We start from the raw sequence: 18,603 nt of genomic DNA, 5'->3' as shown, positions 1-18,603 counted from the left end.
TTTAACAACAATTTTTATTATTCTGAATTGGCGGACAAGGGACAGTTCCATAAGAACAATAAACACAACAATCGCCTTCCTTTGGTTTCAAAACCGTTTTGCAATTTTTACACTCATAAAAGAATTGACAAGCATTTGTTGGCATTTCTTCCACTTTTTTATGTCCGCAGTTTGGACAAGTGATTTCTGATTTTAATATAGGTTGCATCAATTTTATTTTTTATCAGTTACTTTATAACCTGTAGAATTAATTGCTTTCTCAATCTCTAATTCATTGGTTTTGGTTTTGTCAAATTCAATGATAGCGTTACCTTTTTCGTAGGATGCTTTTGAGTTTACAATACCGTTGAGTTTATTAACTTCGTGGTTTACGTGTGCTTCGCAACTGGCGCAGGTCATTCCGTCGATTTTAAATTCAGTTGTTTTAATGTCTGATTTATAAACTACGGTTATTTGTTTTTCTGTATTTGTGTAAAAAATTCCTGAATAGTATGGGAAAGCCAACATTACAATTGCAAATACAGTAACAATTCCTAAAAACCTCTTTGATTGTATGAATTTTGGTTTTTCGTCCGTTTCACATTCACAGTCAATTTCTTTTTGAGGTTTTAGTTTTTGATACCAAGCAAATCCTAATACAAAAACTGTTAACCCAATTAGATAAGGTCTAAAGGGTTCTATCCAAGAAAATGCTGAAGCAATTCCACTTGTTCCTGCAATAAGAGCTAAAACAGGGGTAATACAACATAGAGAAGCAGTTATAGCAGTTAACATTCCTGTGCCAATTAGTTTACTATTATTTTTCATAGTTTACTGAATTAAATAATTAATAATTGTGCTTTGCACATAGTAGGTCTTAATAGACTCTATTTGATTGATTTGAAACTTTAATTGTAGTTCTTGAATATCTAAAACATCATTAAAATCAATCGTTCCTGTTTCATAGCTTTTGATTAAAATGTCTTCTGCATCTTTGGCTTGCTGTAGGTTTTTGGTTTGGGTAGCATAACTTATTCTTGCAGAAATGCGTTCGTTAATCGCTTTGTCTAAAAGCGTTTCCAATGCATTTAAACGTTCCTGTTTTTGAGCCGTAATTTCCTGTTGTTGCAACTCATTTTGTTTGGTTTGGGATTTATATTTCTTATTGAAAATTGGGATAGATACCGAAACCATTGGCATTACAATATCCTTACCGTTATCAGTAAAATCCATATTTGGTCTTTTGGAAACATTGATATAATCTAATCCAAAACCAATCATAGGACTGCTTTCTTTTTGATTCAATAATTCAGATTGCTCTATGGATTGATAGAGTTTATCATATTTTAGTAATTCAGGATGTAATGCTAATTTTTCAAAAGTAATATCAAAGTCTTCTGAAGGTATCATTAAACTATCTATCACATTCACGGTAACATCATTATTTCTATTCAATAGATTATTGAAGTTAGTTTGTTCTGCTAAAAATTGTTGTTGCAACACCTCTTTTAATTGTTGCATTTCGTTTTGACGCATTTGCAATCGCAACACGTCTACTGCGGATGCTTTACCAACCTCAACAGAAGTCAAAGCCATTGTTTCATATGTTTCTAACAGATTGATATTCTCTGTTAATACCTTTTGTTTTGCTTTATTAGCATATAGTCTATAATAAGATTGTGAAACTGAAGACATTAGTTTTCGCTTCGCAATTACAATATCTTCATACTTAACATCTGCTAACGAACTCACATAATTTTCTCTTGCCGAAATATTACCAAACCACGGTAACATTTGTTTTGCAGACACCTTAAAGCGTTGAGCACCTGTTCGAGTTTCTGGTTCACTTACAAAATAACCAACTCCAAATTCTGTATTAGGAACCGTATTTACTTCATTTACTTTTTCTGAAACCCTTTTGTATTGCAATTCAAATTTTTGAATTTCAGGGTTGTTATTTAATGCTTCATTAATGAGCACATCTAATTGTTGCGCATTTCCTTTGAGAACAAAGATTAAAAAACAAAGAAAAATGACTGACTTTATGTGTGATTTTATATGTTTCATTATACTGTTCTTTTAAGTTTAACTTCTGCTTTCCAACTATATAAAACAGGGACTACAAATAGTGTTATTAAAGCGATTAACATTCCACCAAAACTTGGTATTGCCATAGGTATCATAATATCACTACCTCTTCCTGTAGATGTTAATACTGGTAATAATGCCAATATGGTAGTAGCAGTTGTCATTAAACAAGGTCTAATACGTTTTTCTCCTGCTTCTACTACTGATGCTCTGATTTCTTTTTTATTTTCTGGTGTATTTCTATCAAATGTTTGTGTTAAATAAGTTGCCATTACAACTCCATCATCGGTTGCGATACCAAATAGTGCAATAAACCCAACCCAAACCGCTACACTTAAATTAATGGGGTGCATTTGAAATAAATCGCGCAGATTTTCACCAAAGACATTGAAGTTTAAGAACCAATCTTGACCATAGAGCCATATCATTACAAAACCACCAGCAAAAGCAACTGCAATACCTGTGAATACCATTAGTGATGTCCCTACTGAACGAAATTGGAAATACAGAATTAAGAAAATGATTGCCAACGCTAAAGGCACAACAACCGACAAGGTTTTTTCTGCTCTTAATTGGTTTTCATACGTTCCCGTAAATTGGTAGTTGATACCTTTTGGGACTACCAATTCGCCACTATCTATCTTTTCTTGAATTAAGGTTTGTGCATTTTCTACCACATTGACTTCTGCAAAACCATCCATTTTATCAAATAACACATAGCCAACTAAAAAAGTGTCTTCACTTTTAATTACTTGTGGACCTTGTTCATATTTTATAGTCGCCAATTCACTTAACGGAACAGGGCTTCCTTTTTCAACAGGCACATAGATTTGTTTTAAATCGGTTGGATTTGCTCTTAATTCTCTTGGGTAACGAACTCTAACACCATAACGCTCACGACCTTCTACTGTCTGTGTTAATACCATACCACCAACAGCCACTTTCAAAACATTTTGAACTTCCTCAATGGTTACGCCATAACGAGCAATTTTCTCTCTATCAATATCAATTAACAAATAGGGTTTACCTACAATACGGTCTGCAAAAACAGCTTCATCTTTTACACCTTCAGCTTGTTTTAAAATATCTTCTAATCGCATTCCAAACGCTTCAATCTGCTTTAAATCTTGCCCTTTTATTTTAATACCCATTGGTGCTCGCATTCCTGTTTGCAACATTACCAATCGGGTTTCAATAGGTTGTAGCTTTGGTGCAGACGTTACGCCTGGTAATTTGGTCACTTTTACAATTTCATTCCAAATATCGTCCGGTGACTGTATTTCTGGTCGCCAATTACGGTAGAACTCGCCATTATTGTCTGGAATGAGTTGTTCTTTTGCTTTAAGAGATTGCCACGCTTCACGCTGTTCCGCTCGCAATGACATTCCGTTTTTTAACACATATTCACCATCATCATTGACTTTATAGCGTTGGCGTACTCCGTTTTCATTCAGCATATATTCTGGTTTATACTGAATGATATTTTCATACATCGACAAAGGTGCTGGGTCTAACGCTGATTCTGTTCTACCTGCTTTACCAACTACGGTTTCAATCTCTGGAATACTGGCTACTGCCATATCTAATTGCTGTAAGACACGTTTGTTTTCTTCTACGCCAGAATGAGGCATCGAGGTTGGCATTAGTAGAAATGAGCCTTCATTTAATGAGGGCATAAACTCTTTGCCTGTATTTTTCATAATGAAAAAACCTGCAATGACAATTGCAGTTGGAATTGAAAGAAATAGTAATTTATTATCTAAACACCATCTTAAAATTCGAGTATAATACCTGATAAACAATGAGAAAACACCCAATAAGCCAAAGCAAATGACACCAACAAAGATGAGATTCCAGAAGATACTTTTATCAACTCCTAAAGGTCTCCAATATTCCGCTAACAGAAATACTATTGCAGTTGTACATATTATGATATTAATTAAGTTGGATTGTTTTTCTGTTATTTTATTTTGAGTACTTAACAATGCTGTGATACCAAAAGCTATCAATATTAATCCTAACCAATAACCATAGATTATTGCTATTATCCCTAATACTATTAAAACGCCATTTAAAGCATATTTAAAATGCGTTTTTATGCTTTTCTTTCTGAATAAAAACGCTGCAAAAGGTGGAATTAAAAACAATGCTACAATTATTGAAGCTGTTAATGCAAAGGTTTTTGTGAATGCTAATGGTCTGAACAATTTACCTTCAGCGCCAATCATTGTAAATACAGGAATGAAACTGATAATAGTTGTCATAACTGCGGTTACGATTGCACCAGATACTTCGGCTGTTGCGTTGTAAACTACCGTGTTTATGGGTAACTTTTTATGAGATTCCTCGTCGCTCGTTCCTTGCTCTGTCGGAATGACATTTTCGTTTTCATCCAAATGCCTTATAATGTTTTCTGATAGTATGACACCAACATCGACCATTGTTCCGATAGCAATTGCAATACCAGATAATGCGACAATATTAGCATCGACGCCAAAGAGTTTCATCGCAATAAATACCATTAAGACTGCAACTGGTAATAATCCTGAAATCAAGACAGAAGCTCGAAGATTAAACACCATAATGATTATAACCAAAATGGTAATCAATATTTCAAGAGTTAAGGCTTCATTGAGTGTACCTAAAGTTTCTTGTATCAATTCTGTTCTGTCATAAAAAGGCACTATGGTAACTTGTGATGTTCTTCCATCTGCCAAAACTTTTGAAGGTAATCCTGCACTTAATTCATTAATTTTTTCCTTTACGTTATTAATGACTTCCATTGGGTTTGCTCCATAACGAGCCACCACAACAGCACCAACAACTTCAGCACCTTCTTTATCCAATAAACCTCGTCTTGTTGCTGGACCTAATGAAACTTTTCCAATGTCTTTAATTTTTATTGAAGTGAAATTTTCAGAATCAACTACAGCATTTTCAATATCTGCAATGGATTTTACATACCCCAAACCACGAACTAAATATTCAGCTTGGTTAATTTCCAAGGTTTGTGCGCCAATATCCTTATTACTTTCTTTTACAGCTTTAACAATATGATGTAACCCAATGTTATATTGACGCATTAGTTCTGGGTTTACATCCACTTGGTACTCTTGAACATAACCACCAATTGATGCAACTTCAGAAACACCGCTTGCAGAGGACAAGGCATATTTAACATAGTAATCTTGAATACTACGTAATTCGTGTAAATCCCAACCACCTGTTACATTACCGTTCTCATCACGACCTTCAAGTGTGTACCAAAATATTTGTCCTAATCCTGTGGCATCTGGACCTAACGCTGGATTAACACCTTCGGGTAATAAACCACTTGGTAAGGAATTAAGTTTTTCGAGAATACGACTTCTGCTCCAGTAAAATTCTATATCCTCTTCAAAAATGATATAGATGCTTGAAAACCCAAACATAGAGGAACTACGAATGGTTTTCACTCCAGGAATACCCAATAATGATGTGGTTAATGGATAGGTTATTTGGTCTTCTATATCTTGTGGGGAACGACCATCCCACTTGGTAAATACGATTTGTTGATTTTCACCTATATCGGGAATAGCATCTACTGCTACAGGGTTACTTGGCAAAAATCCTGTATCCCAATTAAAAGGTGCATTAACAGTTCCCCATCCAATAAAAAGGACAAGTAGTAAAACTGCAACGAGTTTGTTTTCTATTAAAAATTTGATGCTTTTATTTAGCATATGATTGATTTTAAACAATTAGACAATAGTGTTGTAAAAACACCGAATACAGTAAATTATCCTTACGACATTGCAGTCATAGGATAAAAGAGTCTATTGTTTAAAAATCAAATTAAGTATGTCTCGTCAATCTTGTAGAGTTGCCTTATGACGAGTGGCGGTTTATATTCTTCGTAAGTAGAAACGTTATTTTCTAAACCTTCAAAAAGGTTACTATAAGTGTAAACAAATGAAGCTATAAATACTTGTTGTTCAAATGTGATTTTGTCAACTTGCAATTGTAATTCGTCTTGACCTTCAATTGATAATTGTTCATCATCACAACAATTTTTCTTGGTAATAGAACATCCTTCGGTTGAAGGCTTTTCCATTTCCATTCCGCAACCTTTGGCTTTTTGAAAGATAGCAGATTCTACTAAAGTATCTCCACAATAATGCATATTCACAGTAAATGACATTGTAGAGAATAACACTACAAAAGTCATTGCTAAAGACATTATTTTATGGAAAATCTGCTTCATATTTATTGCGAAGTTACGAAATTTTAACAACTATTGATTTTGTTTAACAGAAGTTTAATTGATTAATCTGCTTAATCCCATTTCATTTTCTGCAATCGAACTGCATTTAAAATTGCTAATAATGCTACTCCTACATCTGCAAAAACAGCTTCCCACATTGTGGCTAAACCACCTGCTCCTAATATCAAGACAATAACTTTAACTCCAAACGCTAAAATGATATTTTGCCAAACAATTTTTCTTGTAGAACGACTTATTTTAATGGCTCTAACTACTTTTGAAGGCTGGTCGGTTTGAATGATAACGTCTGCTGTTTCAATAGCTACATCACTACCTAAACCACCCATTGCAATACCAACGTTACTTGCTGCTAAAACAGGTGCATCGTTAATACCATCACCTATAAAGGCTATTTTGTTTTCAGGATTTTTCTTTAAAATTTCAACTTCGTTTAATTTATCTTCTGGAAGTAAACCACCTTTAGCATTTTCGATATTCAACTCTTTAGCGACTTGTTGCGTGATGGAATCTTTATCACCGGAAAGCATCATAATATTTTTAATGCCTACTTTGTGTAATGCTGTAATAGTTTCTTTTGCATCTTCCTTTAATTCATCTGCTATGACTACATAACCTGCAAATTGATTATCGATTGCAACTAATACTATCGATTCTACAATAGATTCCGTTTCAGATGGAACATTTATATTATTCGCAGTCATTAAGGCTTTATTTCCTACTAAAACTGTTTTACCATTAACAACGCCTTTTAAACCTTTACCTGCAATTTCAGAAACGTCTTGTGCTTCAAAATCTTCTCCTTCAGCTTTGTACTCTAAAATGGCTTTAGCAATTGGATGCGTGGATTGTTCTTCCAACGCCATTAAGTATTGCATAAATTCGGTTTCATTCCAACCAATTGCTTTTACTTCTTTGATTTTAAAAACACCTTTGGTAACGGTTCCTGTTTTGTCCATTACCAAAGTATTTATTTTGGTCATAGCATCTAAAAATGAAGCACCTTTAAATAATATTCCATTTTTTGAAGCTGCTCCCAATCCACCGAAATATCCTAATGGAATTGAAATCACTAAGGCACAAGGACAAGATATTACCAAGAAAATTAATGCTCTGTATAACCAATCTCTAAACACATAATCATCTACAAAAAAGTAAGGTATAAAAGTAACACCAATAGCTAAAAACACAACAATTGGTGTGTAGATACGAGCAAACTGTCTAATAAATAGTTCTGTTTTAGACTTACGAGCTGTAGCATTTTGAACCAAATCTAATATTCTCGCAATAGAACTGTCTTCAAACTTATTAGTTACCTCAACTTCAATAACGCTTTCTAAATTGATACTACCTGCGTAAACCTTTGCTTCTTTCTGAATGGAATCTGGTTTGCTCTCGCCTGTTAACGCTGCGGTGTTTAGAGATGCTTTTTCGGATAATAAAATCCCATCTAACGGTATTTTCTCACCTACTCGAATTTGTATTTTTTCACCAATATTTACAGCTTCTGGCGACACACTAACATAATCACCATCACGAAATACATTGGCTTCTTTTGGTCGAACATCTAATAAGGCTTTAATATTTCCTTTTGCTCTATTAACTGCTGCGTTTTGAAATAATTCTCCTACTGCATAAAATAGCATTACTGCCACACCTTCAGGATATTCACCAATGATAAACGCACCAATGGTGGCAATAGACATTAAAAAGAACTCGGTAAAAACATCGCCTTTTATAAGACTTTTCCATCCTTCTCTTATCACCGGAAAACCTACAGGGATATAGGCTACCGTGTACCATACTACGCGAATCCATCCTTTGAAGAAAGGAAACGCATCAAAGTAATCAATAGCGATTCCGGCTATCAACATCACAAAGCTGAAAATAGCCGGTAGATAGGTTCTAAAATTTGAAATTTCTTCAGGGCTGCTATGGTTATGGCCATCGTCGTGACTGTGCTCGCCTTGTTGTTTTTTTGGTTCTAAGTCACGTAAGTTTATTTTTTTCTTTTTCATATGTTCTAATCAAGTTTGATATCATTTTAAAAACTACTTCGATAATTTCAATATTCTCAATGCACCGCGCATTACAAAAGTGAAAACGATGCCGCCAATCACTAAATCGGGCCATTTACTATTCAGAAAATAAACCAGCACCCCAGCTACTATAACACCACCATTAACAATAATATCATTGGATGTAAAAATGGCACTTGCCTGCATATGAGCCTCTTGACTCTTTGCCTTGTTGATGAGCCAGAGCGATATCAAATTACCTGCCAATGCGAAAATTGAAACGATAACCATCCATTGAAACAAGGGTGTTTCGGTATTGCTAAAAAACCTTCTCAAGACCTCTGCAAACCCAAGTGTTGCCAATGCCATCTGAAAGTATCCGCTGTATTTCGCAACCTTCTTTTTTCTTGAAATGGCACCGCCTACCGCAAATAGGCTTAATGCATATACGATGGAATCTGCCAGCATATCTAATGAGTCTGCCACAAGACCCATCGAAGAAGAAATCCAACCGGTGGTCATTTCGATAACGAAAAAGCCAAAGTTGATGCCCAAGACCCACCATAGGATTCTTTTTTGTTTGATTTGGTCTTCCATTACGGGTGGTTCGGCTTCTGTGGTTCCTTCTAAGGAATCCCCAAGTTTTAAGCTGGCTATAGACGTTTTTATCGCCTTGACGTCGTCCACGTGATATACTTCCAATTTTCTGTTTGGAATATCAAAATCCAAGTGTTTTACTTGAGCATAAGACTCTAACTTCATCCGAATCATCTGCTCTTCTGAAGGGCAGTCCATTTTAGTTATTATAAAAGTGCTTTTTTTCAAAATCAATCTAATTTGTTCGTTTGTTTATTAAAGTAAATTACTGCTGCATTTTTCGCATATTCCCGTAACCACGAGATTAACATCCTCTGCCAAATATCCATCTGGCAAATTGATATGCGGGATTTTTAGTTCCGTTAAACAAACTGTTTCGTCACAGTTAGTGCAATGAAAATGTAAATGCAAATCCTGTTCTATTTCACAATTACAGCCTTCTTCACAAAGTGCGTATTTAGAGATTCCAGTTCCGTCATCTATGTGATGCACCACGTTTTTTTCTTCAAACGTTTTTAGGGTTCGGTACAATGTGGTTCTATCCGCTTTTGCGAAAGCATTCTGAATATCAGTCAGGGCGATGGCGGCATCCCTATCGGCCATATACTTATAAATCAAGATGCGCATTGCGGTGGGACGCACGTTATGGTCATTTAATGTTTTTTCAATTTCAGTCATTTTGTGCGGTGTTATAATTGATATTTTTAGCTTTATTGTAGGCTTCATAGCCTTCTTTTGCAGCGTACGGAACGATAAGTAATGCCGCAACGGGATCTGCCCACCACCAGCCCAGCCAGTTGACTAATAGCAATCCTATAAGTACGACCACGGTCTGGTACAGGCAAATAAAGGTGTCCTTGGCATCTGCCAACAAGGCAGGGCTATCCAATTTCTTTCCATATTTTCTTTTGAAATATATTAGAATTGGGTTTACAACGAGGGAAACCAATAATATAATCAGTCCCAAAGTGCTCCAGTTTGCGGTTTCTTTATTTATAAGCTTTGTAATGGAATCGTAGGAAATGAAAATACAGATGAGCGTAAATGAAATTGCAATTACGTTTAACGTGATTTTTTGTCTTCGTTTTACTTTTTCTTCATCGATACCTTTAATCTCGCCGTGCAGTCGCCAGCCTAATGTTCCCGCACTTACCACTTCAATCGTGCTGTCTAATCCCCAACCAATTAATGCTGAACTATTGGCCGTAAATCCTGCTATAAGCGAGACCACTACTTCAATAACATCATAAACAACGTTCCAAATCTGTAGCGTTCTGGCTTGTTTAAGATTATTTCTTCTTGTCTTATCCATAGTTATTAATGTTCGTGTTCAGTTTCTCCCTTTTTCATTTCTCCCATCAGGTAATAGGCATTGTTGAATGCAAAACGTGTATTGGGATCTGGGGTTTCAAAAAAGCGTATGGCAATCCAGTCGCCATCTTTCTCGCCGGTTGTAACCTCTATTGGTGTAAAACTCCACACATCGCCTTCTCCTTGCGCTGTAAATACATAGTCCTTTCCAGCTTCTGTAACTATGGCACTTTTAGGTAGTGCTGTAGTCTGTTGGTTATCAACTTCAATTTTACCTTTTATATACATACCAGGGATAAGACCACTTTCTTTATTCTCAATTTCAGCGTGAACGTGCACTGCTTTTGGGTCTTGTTCAAAGGTCTGGCTAACCGAATAAATTACGGCTTCCAGTTCTTTTCCTGGACGCGATTGGATACTGAAACGTACCTTTTGTCCCTTCTTCACTTTGTCCACATCTTTTTCAAAAACCATCAAATCTGCGTGTACGTGGTCTGTATCTACTATTTCCATAAGATTGGTCTGTGGTTCTACATATTGACCAGTTTTTATGAAAACCTTTTCTACCACACCTGCAATGGGACTGCGCAACGCAACACGCTGGTAGATAGTGCCATTGCGCACGCCATTCACATTGATGTTGTACTGTCGCAATTGTGCTTCCAGCCCGTTTACCATTGCGGTAGATGACTGATAGTCTGCCGTTGCTTTTTGAAAGTTCATTCCAGATGCTACACCAGCTTCATAAAGCCTCTTTTGACGTTCATATTCTTGCTTTAAGAAGCGACTGTTGCTGTATGCATTTAGGTAATCACTCTGTATCTGGATGATGCTGGGATGTGATAAATAAGCAACTGCTTGATTTTTCTTGACTTCGTCGCCTTCTATTACTTCTATGGATGCCACATTTGCACCTGCAAGCGCGGTAATATTTGCTTCGTTTTGCGGTGGCACTTCCAGCGTACCGTTTGCTTCTACATAACCACTCATATTGCGTTGCGCGAGTGTATCAATTTCCATTTGTAAAGCTTCAAACTGCTGTGCCGTGAGCATTACTTCTTCAGCTTCGCCTTCGGTATGGTTTTCTTCTGTTTCAGAATGGGTGGCTTCATCGTGGCCATCTTCAGTTTTTGAGTCGCCACAGCTGGTTAAAGTAAATGCTATTAGCATAGCGGCTATTGGTATATATTTTATCGTTTTCATCTTTTTTAGTTTTGGAAATATTGTAAATCAAACAGGGCTTCTAAATAATTATCAAGTGCGTCCAGCGCATCCATTTCGGTCTGTATGGCATCACGTATTATTTGCGTGAATGCTGCATAATCCAGCGCTCCTTCTTTGTATGCCAGCAATGCACCTTTGCGCTGGTCTATGGCAAGTGGCAAGGCTTCGGTTTTATAGAAAAACCAGGTATCCCGCCATCGTGCATAATTTTGTTGTGACTGTACGAATTGCGATTTTAGCTCGCGTTGTTTGAAAATAGCATTGGTTTCTGCAATCTGTGCATCGAGTTTTGCCGCTTTTGCACGACTACGGACTGGTCCAGAAAACAGCGGTATGGAAATACCTGCTTGATATGTGTAGAAACCACTATCACCATTGACACGTTGCAGACCACCTTGCAGATTAAACTGGGGCAGTAAATTTGCCCTAGCAGCATCATAACTTGCTTGTGCTTCATCTATACGCTTTCGCGAAAGCGATAACTCGGGATGATCATTCAATGTATCATCAGTCTCTAAAATTGAAATTTCAGTAGCGCCCAATTCATCAGTAACGCCGTACATCGTATCTGGTGTCAACCAAAGGTTGAGTTTTTGCAGAGCTATAAAATAGTCTGTTTCTGCCTGCTGAAACTTATTGTTGATCTGTAGTGCTTGATTGCGCGCAGCGGCGTATTCCAGTCTTGAAATGGCTTCCACTTCATAATTGAGTTCTACAGATTGTGCAAACTGCACATAAATGCTGTCCAGTTCTCGGTACAAAACAAACTTCTTCTTCGCTTGAAAAGCTTCAGACCAGGCTTTTTTAACTTCCCGTTCTATCTGGATTTCTGAAAGGTCAAATGCGGTTTGTGCCAATTCAATACGTTGTTGTTGCAAACGTTTTTTAGCACCTATTCCCAGTAAATCAATATTCTGCTGCCCGATGCCTATCAATGTATAAATGCCCTGACCATCTGCCACTTCTTCGCCACCTGTAAAAACTTGGGTATTACCGAAGTCGTAAGCAATGCCCTTAAGTGCGTTCTGTCTTTCTATTTCGAGTTGGCTCGCTTTTAGCGCAGGATAATTCTCTTTAGCAATTTCTACAGCCCGAGATAAGGTAATGGGTGTAATGCTATCCTGAACAATGAGGTCTGGCACAGGTGCTTGTGTTTGTTGCCCTTTCCCTTCGACTGCGCTCTGGGCAGGCGCGAAAGCGGTACCACCTAACATAAAACCAAGTATTAAAATCGTGGCCAATGCTTGCGGATTAAACGAACCAATCTTGTTCTGGTCTTTGCGCTCACGTCGCTTTTCTATAAAGGTATAGAGCACGGGAAGTACGATCAACGTGAGTAGGGTGGCCGTAAGCATCCCACCAATAACTACCGTAGCGAGCGGTTGTTGCACCTCTGCACCGGCTGATGTGGAAAATGCCATTGGTAAAAACCCAAAAATATCTGTGGTGGCCGTGAGCATAATGGGACGAATACGTTCTTTAGTCCCTTGAAATATTCTATCCTTTATACTTATCACACCTTCTTCTTTTAAGGAATTAAATCGGTTTATAAGTACCAGTCCGTTAAGAACTGCAACACCAAATAGCACAATAAAGCCGACACCTGCCGAAATACTAAATGGCATATCCCGCAACCATAGGGCAAACACACCACCGATGGCCGCCAAGGGAATCGCTATGTAAATCATTAGCGATTGTGAAAAGGATTTTAAGGCAAAGTACAGCAGTATAAATATTAAAAACAGGGCGATGGGCACAACGATTATCAAACGATCCTTTGCGCTTTGTAGATTTTCAAACTCGCCACCATAGGTAATATAATAGCCTGATGGCAAGTCCAGTTCTTCATCTAATTTTTGCTGAATATCTTTTACTACAGACTCCACATCCCTGCCTCTTGCATTTACACCTACGTAGGTTCTTCTATACGTATTGTCACGTGAAATTTGCATAGGTCCAGGGACGTATTCAATTTCGGCTATTTCGATAATGGGTATCTGATTGCCATCCTTAAGATCGATATACATATTGCGTAGGTCATCGATACTTTTTCTATGGCTTTCATCAAATCGTACCACGAGATCAAATCGTTTCTCGCCTTCAAAAATTACTCCTGCGGTTCCGCCAGCGAATGCGGTACTTATGTAATCATTTACTTTTTGAATATCCAGTCCATATTGCGCCATTTTATCACGCTTATATTTTACGGTCATCTGTGGTAATCCTGCAGTTCGTTCTGCACTCACATCACCAGCGCCAGGAACGGTCTGTATAATCGCTGCCATTTCCTGAACCTTTTGTGATAACACATCTAAATCTTCGCCATACAGCTTTACCGCAATATCTTCTCTTACGCCTTCTAACAGCTCGTTAAATCGTAACTCTACTGGTTGGGTAAAAACTAAATTTACACCCACGAGTTCATCATCCAGTTTATCTCTTATAGCATCTATCAAACCTTCTTTAGTAGAAGCTGTTGTCCACTCGTCCATATCCTTGTTTAGGATGATGTACATATCTGCAATATCCATAGGCATAGGATCGGTAGGAATATCTGCAACACCTATACGAGCAGTTACCGTCTTGATTTCAGGGAAACTTTCTAATAGGATAGTTTCTATTTTCTTGGAAACTTCAATAGATTCGGATAATGAACTTCCTGGTCTAATGAGCGCTTGCATTGCTAGATCTCCTTCATCAAGCTGGGGCACAAATTCTCCACCCATATTAGAAAAGATAAAACCAGCAATAAGAAGTAATACGGCAGCAGCTGATAAAACAATAAGTTTTAGTTTAAGGGCTCCCTTTAATAATGGCATATATGCACTATGAATAGCACCTATAATTTTATCACTTATTTTTTCGAGCCAGCGCTCAAACCTGCCGAACCAGTTTTTGGTATTTTGTACTGGTTTCATAAAAAGCGCTGCCATCATAGGCACATACGTGAGACACAAGATGATGGCACCTATCATTGCAAACCCAAAGGTGTATGCCATAGGTTTAAACATTTTACCTTCTACACCAGTTAGAAAAAGTATAGGCGTAAAAACGATGAGGATAATTATCTGTCCAAAAAAAGCGGAACCCATCATCGTGCTTCCTGCTTCATAAGCCACTTTATCCATCACGCCTTGATTGAATTTTAGCTTGCCAGACCTAATCCGTTTTTGGATCTCATAAACCGTTCCTTCTATAATAATTACCGCACCATCTATGATAATCCCAAAATCAATAGCTCCCAAGCTCATTAAGTTTGCCCATACATTAAATTGCTTCATTAATATAAAGGCAAAAAGCAAGGACAACGGTATGGTCGTGGCCGTTATGATGCCACCTCTTAAACTACCCAACAATAAAACAAGGGCAAATATCACGATTAGGGCGCCTTCCAGTAAATTGGTTTTAACGGTATCGGTCGTTCTGGCAATTAGCTCACTACGATCAATGATAGGGGCGATAGTGAGACCTTCTGGCAGGGATTTTTCAATTTCTGCCATACGATTCTTAACATTTTGAATAACCGCATTAGGGTTTGAACCTTTTAGCATCATTATTATTCCTCCCACGGCTTCCTTACCGTCTTGCGTAAAAGCACCATAACGTACCTGATTCCCAAAATGGACGCGTGTTGCAACATCTCCAATAGTTACGGGAATGTTGCCCTCGTTAATAATCGAAATATCTTTAATGTCTTCCAAAGAGCGAATAAGACCTTCACCTCTTATGAAATTTGACATTTTATTTTTTTCTATGTAAGCACCGCCTGTATTCACATTGTTCCGAGCGAGAGCCTCATACACTTGTGAAATACTAATACCCAAACTATTCAACTTATCTGGGTTGACAGCGACCTCATACTGTTTAATACTGCCTCCATAAGAGTTGACCTCTACCACGCCTTCAAGTAATGTGAGTTGTCGTTTGATAACCCAATCTTGCACGGTGCGCAGTTCCATAGGCGAATACTTGTTTTCAAAACCCTCCTCTGGCTTTATAGTGTATTCATAGATTTGACCTAAACCAGTAGAGATGGGACCCATAGATGGACTTCCAAATTTTTCAGGGATAGATTCGCCCAGTTCGTTTAGTTTTTCCTGTACCAGCTGTCGAGGAAGATAGGTTCCCATATCGTCTTCAAAAACGATAGTAACTACGGAAAGGCCAAAGCGTGAGATAGATCTTATTTCTGTAACGCCTGGTAAATTACCCATAGATAGTTCTACGGGATAGGTTACGAACTGTTCAATATCTTCCGTTCCCAGATTGGGCGATTGCGTGATGACCTGCACCTGATTATTGGTAATATCTGGGACAGACCCAAGGTTTACTGTTGCCATTGACCAAATGCCAACTCCTATAAGAGTCAACGTGAACAGACCAATGATGAATTTGTTATTGATTGAAAAATCAATGATTCTGTTAATCATAGATTAATGTATTAATTCAGTTAAAAAACGAGTTTGCGTTTTCGCGTAGCAAAAACATAGTTGAGCATTCCCATTAGGAAAACTTCAAAAAAGGATATAGTTATCCTATGAAAACTGAATTATGCCCGAGGTGGCTGGAAAAGTGATTCCAAATATCTGGAAGTGAAGTTTACTTTATGTAAATTATATTGTTTTTTCTCTTCAAACTTTAATCGATTGGTTAAAGCCAAATTATTGTTCGCAATAATTAATACCAAAGGGTGACAACATTGATTATGGGAATGGACTGGTGTATTCTCCTTATCTGGGTTATGATGATGCTCTTCATTTTTAGCATCGCTCTCAATGTAATCTTCAACTACATATTCAAAGAAAGAGTCTCCATAAACTTTATGGTCTTGATAATGGGTAATTACATTTGAAATTTCTTTAATTGGACCACAAAAGTCCATATCTATGCTTATCCCTTGAAAAAAGAATAAAATAGACATTGATATGGAAACAAATATTTTCATATAATTTATACAAATATACAAATTATTGAATGCAATGGTGTTGCAAATAAATTGATTGGTAAATTACAAAAACCATAACGCATCTTTAGCATCGTCTGGAACACCATTATTAAATCGTGGTGCTATTTGTGCTACCATTTCTGGGTATTTTATGGTGATAGGTACATTTTGTTGGCGTAAGGATTTCCAATATAATCTGCTAAATTGATATACCTGTGTTAATAACTCTAAAACCACGTCTGCATCTTCAAAAGCATCTTCATCTGGACTGCTTACCTTAATTTTTATTGGAAACGGATAACCATCTGTATCTGCATATCGCTGTGAATTAGGATAACGTGCATTATTAAACAGTAGGAATTGATTTTCGCTAATACGTATGTATGTGCCACTTACAGGCATTAACTTTTTACCCCAATTGAGGTCGTAAGCAATAATATCTTCTGCTTCTGTTTTATTGATATTTAAAATGTAAAGAGGAATTTTCAACCCTAATGTATGCATCCCTCTTATAATAGGTTTTAGTTCCTCGTAGCTCATTTCCTTATAAAAGTGAATGACTACTTTATCTGCTTCAGCAACCGATGTAAAATCTCTAATGGCTTTACATATACTTCCTGCCAATAGGTCTGTTTCGCTTTGGTCAAAATATTCGAACTTTCTAAATAAACCATTGTTTTGAAAACTAAAGGCACTTGCTATATACCGTCTGTTTTCGCCTTGATTGGTAAAAGCACCAACACCAATTACTAATTCTTTTTTATCGGTTACTGCGAGTTTCCAAGGTGCACCACCTAATTTAGCGTGAATAGCTAATGCCATATTTTGTAATGTGAATTGGAAGTTGTATTGATTCTCGATATTTACTACCATTTTTTCATAATCCACAACCTGCGTAACAATGCCTTCATTTAAAAACAATTCTTTGATTTGAATATAGATGTCTCGGTCTTCGGGATTTGGTGTGAATTTATCGAAAGGACTTAAATAGAACGCTGCATAACGTACATTATCGTGGTCGAAGGTTAAGCTCTCTAACTTTTCAACTATTTCTGGAATTGGGTCGCTTTCATTGGTAAACTCAATAAAATGTTCTTTAGACGTTGAAGCCTTAATGTTTACATAAGCCTCAATCCCTTTAAAATACTTTTTATCCGCAGTAACGCCAGTTTTAAGGTTATTGTAAAAGGTTTTAATTGCTTCTTTATGAGACGTATGGTACACAAAGAAAAACTTAATGTTTTGGTTGTTTGGTCTCTTATAAGGATTAAGATTATTCATTGCCAATTTAGGCACTAAATGGGTTTTCTTGTTACCGTATTGGTCTTTATCAAATTCTAATAATCCTACTTGTGGGTCAATGTGATTGATACGATTAAGTGGCACATCAATAAATGCATAAGTCTTAAAAGGAAATATGGCTTTAAAATCTTCTGTAAACAGATAGTTGGTTGCAAAATTATTAATAAGTGCTACGTACTTTTGGTATTTATTAATTGGTCTTACAGGTTCTTCAATAGGTATGTTTAATGCTCGTGCTAATGGTAAACTAAAAATTGGGAATGCTTGGTCAAACTGAATAGCATTGTAAAATTCTTGTTTTTCCTCTGTGTCGAGGTCCATTTGGTAATTGAACGTTTTTTGACCATATACACAACGCTTTATTAACTCTGATTCCTCTATATCCTTAACCGAAGTTGTAAGGACTTTTGAAGTACCATCGTATGAAACAATTAACTCTGGTAGGTCTGTGAGTTTTGCAAACTGTATTTTAAATGAAAATTTATAGTAGAGGTTATAGTCTGCTGTATTTCCTTTTTTGGAAGGCATCCACACTTGTACATCACCAACGAAGTTTTTTACTACTATATAGTCTTTAGATTTAAAATAGCTTCTTAATTGGTGTTTAAGGAATTGCTTGTATATTCTTAATTCTCTACCATCTACTAAATTTAGTTTAATACTTGGTGCATCTGGTATTACCGTTGTAAATGTTGTAAATATTTGTTCTGTGTTAGATAAGTCTGCATCTGGAAACACCTCTTTAATCTGCCTTGAAAATTTAGAATTATGGATGGGATGGCTACCTTCCATATCCTCTAAAGTTAAATAAATAGTAGGCGCACTATTAGGCCATTTAAAGTTGAGTATGTTCGTTTTGAGGTGTTCTTGCATAGACT

The 18,603-nt window shown here is 36.8% G+C and carries 13 protein-coding genes; all 13 read right to left on the bottom strand.

The features are described 5' to 3' along the window. Nucleotide 1 precedes the first annotated feature (1 nt). The 13 genes from INR76_RS14000 to INR76_RS12455 all read right to left on the bottom strand — a co-directional run bounded on the left by INR76_RS14000 (nt 2) and on the right by INR76_RS12455 (nt 18,598). A complete protein-coding gene (locus tag INR76_RS14000) occupies nt 2-208 on the bottom strand; it encodes a GDCCVxC domain-containing (seleno)protein (protein ID WP_103051064.1) in 207 nt (68 codons plus the stop codon). Nucleotides 209-213: 5 nt separating this feature from the next. Further along, complete coding sequence (merTP, locus tag INR76_RS12510; protein WP_103051063.1) at nt 214-807, bottom strand: mercuric transport protein MerTP; 594 nt, start codon at nt 805-807, stop codon at nt 214-216. Between the two features lie 3 nt (nt 808-810). Continuing rightward, complete coding sequence (locus INR76_RS12505) at nt 811-2,046, bottom strand: TolC family protein (protein WP_223108294.1); 1,236 nt, start codon at nt 2,044-2,046, stop codon at nt 811-813. Continuing rightward, nucleotides 2,046-5,789 (bottom strand): efflux RND transporter permease subunit, encoded by a 3,744-nt coding sequence (locus INR76_RS12500; protein ID WP_223108293.1) that lies wholly within the window; start codon nt 5,787-5,789, stop codon nt 2,046-2,048. Before INR76_RS12500 ends, INR76_RS12505 begins: the two co-directional genes overlap by 1 nt. A gap of 107 nt (nt 5,790-5,896) precedes the next feature. Further along, a complete protein-coding gene (locus INR76_RS12495) occupies nt 5,897-6,310 on the bottom strand; it encodes a hypothetical protein (RefSeq protein WP_255592674.1) in 414 nt (137 codons plus the stop codon). 71 nt (nt 6,311-6,381) lie between these two features. Beyond that, nucleotides 6,382-8,346, bottom strand: a complete 1,965-nt coding sequence (locus INR76_RS12490) for a heavy metal translocating P-type ATPase (protein WP_223108292.1) — start codon at nt 8,344-8,346, stop codon at nt 6,382-6,384. 33 nt (nt 8,347-8,379) lie between these two features. Beyond that, nucleotides 8,380-9,171: a cation transporter gene (locus tag INR76_RS12485; protein ID WP_223108291.1), complete on the bottom strand. Its 792-nt coding sequence runs from the start codon at nt 9,169-9,171 to the stop codon at nt 8,380-8,382. A 27-nt stretch (nt 9,172-9,198) separates the two neighbouring features. Continuing rightward, entirely contained in the window at nt 9,199-9,621 is a 423-nt protein-coding gene (locus INR76_RS12480; protein WP_223108290.1) for a Fur family transcriptional regulator, read from the bottom strand. Next, on the bottom strand, nt 9,614-10,255 hold the full coding sequence (locus INR76_RS12475) for a cation diffusion facilitator family transporter (RefSeq protein ID WP_223108289.1): 642 nt from the start codon (nt 10,253-10,255) through the stop codon (nt 9,614-9,616). The genes INR76_RS12480 and INR76_RS12475 overlap by 8 nt, the downstream gene beginning before the upstream one ends. Nucleotides 10,256-10,260: 5 nt before the next feature. Then, nucleotides 10,261-11,457, bottom strand: coding sequence for an efflux RND transporter periplasmic adaptor subunit (locus tag INR76_RS12470; RefSeq protein ID WP_223108288.1), 1,197 nt, complete (start codon nt 11,455-11,457; stop codon nt 10,261-10,263). 5 nt (nt 11,458-11,462) lie between these two features. After that, the gene (locus INR76_RS12465) at nt 11,463-15,908 is read right to left on the bottom strand and encodes a CusA/CzcA family heavy metal efflux RND transporter (protein ID WP_223108287.1); all 4,446 of its coding nucleotides are present in this window, start codon (nt 15,906-15,908) and stop codon (nt 11,463-11,465) included. Nucleotides 15,909-16,027: 119 nt separating this feature from the next. After that, the gene (locus INR76_RS12460) at nt 16,028-16,360 is read right to left on the bottom strand and encodes a hypothetical protein (protein WP_255592670.1); all 333 of its coding nucleotides are present in this window, start codon (nt 16,358-16,360) and stop codon (nt 16,028-16,030) included. A gap of 126 nt (nt 16,361-16,486) precedes the next feature. Continuing rightward, complete coding sequence (locus INR76_RS12455) at nt 16,487-18,598, bottom strand: Piwi domain-containing protein (protein ID WP_223108286.1); 2,112 nt, start codon at nt 18,596-18,598, stop codon at nt 16,487-16,489. Nucleotides 18,599-18,603: the final 5 nt, after the last annotated feature.

The organism is Marixanthomonas sp. SCSIO 43207, from assembly GCF_019904255.1.
GTDB lineage: Bacteria > Bacteroidota > Bacteroidia > Flavobacteriales > Flavobacteriaceae > Marixanthomonas.
This window is presented reverse-complemented; position numbering and strand designations above follow the sequence as displayed.

Bases quoted from the DNA above. Each gene is read 5' to 3' on its own strand.
- INR76_RS12495 (WP_255592674.1), bottom strand. From the start codon at position 6,310: ATGAAGCAGATTTTCCATAAAATAATGTCTTTAGCAATGACTTTTGTA.
- INR76_RS12455 (WP_223108286.1), bottom strand. From the start codon at position 18,598: ATGCAAGAACACCTCAAAACGAACATACTCAACTTTAAATGGCCTAAT.
- INR76_RS12460 (WP_255592670.1), bottom strand. From the start codon at position 16,360: ATGGACTTTTGTGGTCCAATTAAAGAAATTTCAAATGTAATTACCCAT.
- INR76_RS14000 (WP_103051064.1), bottom strand. From the start codon at position 208: ATGCAACCTATATTAAAATCAGAAATCACTTGTCCAAACTGCGGACAT.
- merTP (WP_103051063.1), bottom strand. From the start codon at position 807: ATGAAAAATAATAGTAAACTAATTGGCACAGGAATGTTAACTGCTATA.
- INR76_RS12475 (WP_223108289.1), bottom strand. From the start codon at position 10,255: ATGGATAAGACAAGAAGAAATAATCTTAAACAAGCCAGAACGCTACAG.
- INR76_RS12505 (WP_223108294.1), bottom strand. From the start codon at position 2,046: ATGAAACATATAAAATCACACATAAAGTCAGTCATTTTTCTTTGTTTT.
- INR76_RS12470 (WP_223108288.1), bottom strand. From the start codon at position 11,457: ATGAAAACGATAAAATATATACCAATAGCCGCTATGCTAATAGCATTT.
- INR76_RS12480 (WP_223108290.1), bottom strand. From the start codon at position 9,621: ATGACTGAAATTGAAAAAACATTAAATGACCATAACGTGCGTCCCACC.
- INR76_RS12500 (WP_223108293.1), bottom strand. From the start codon at position 5,789: ATGCTAAATAAAAGCATCAAATTTTTAATAGAAAACAAACTCGTTGCA.
- INR76_RS12490 (WP_223108292.1), bottom strand. From the start codon at position 8,346: ATGAAAAAGAAAAAAATAAACTTACGTGACTTAGAACCAAAAAAACAA.
- INR76_RS12465 (WP_223108287.1), bottom strand. From the start codon at position 15,908: ATGATTAACAGAATCATTGATTTTTCAATCAATAACAAATTCATCATT.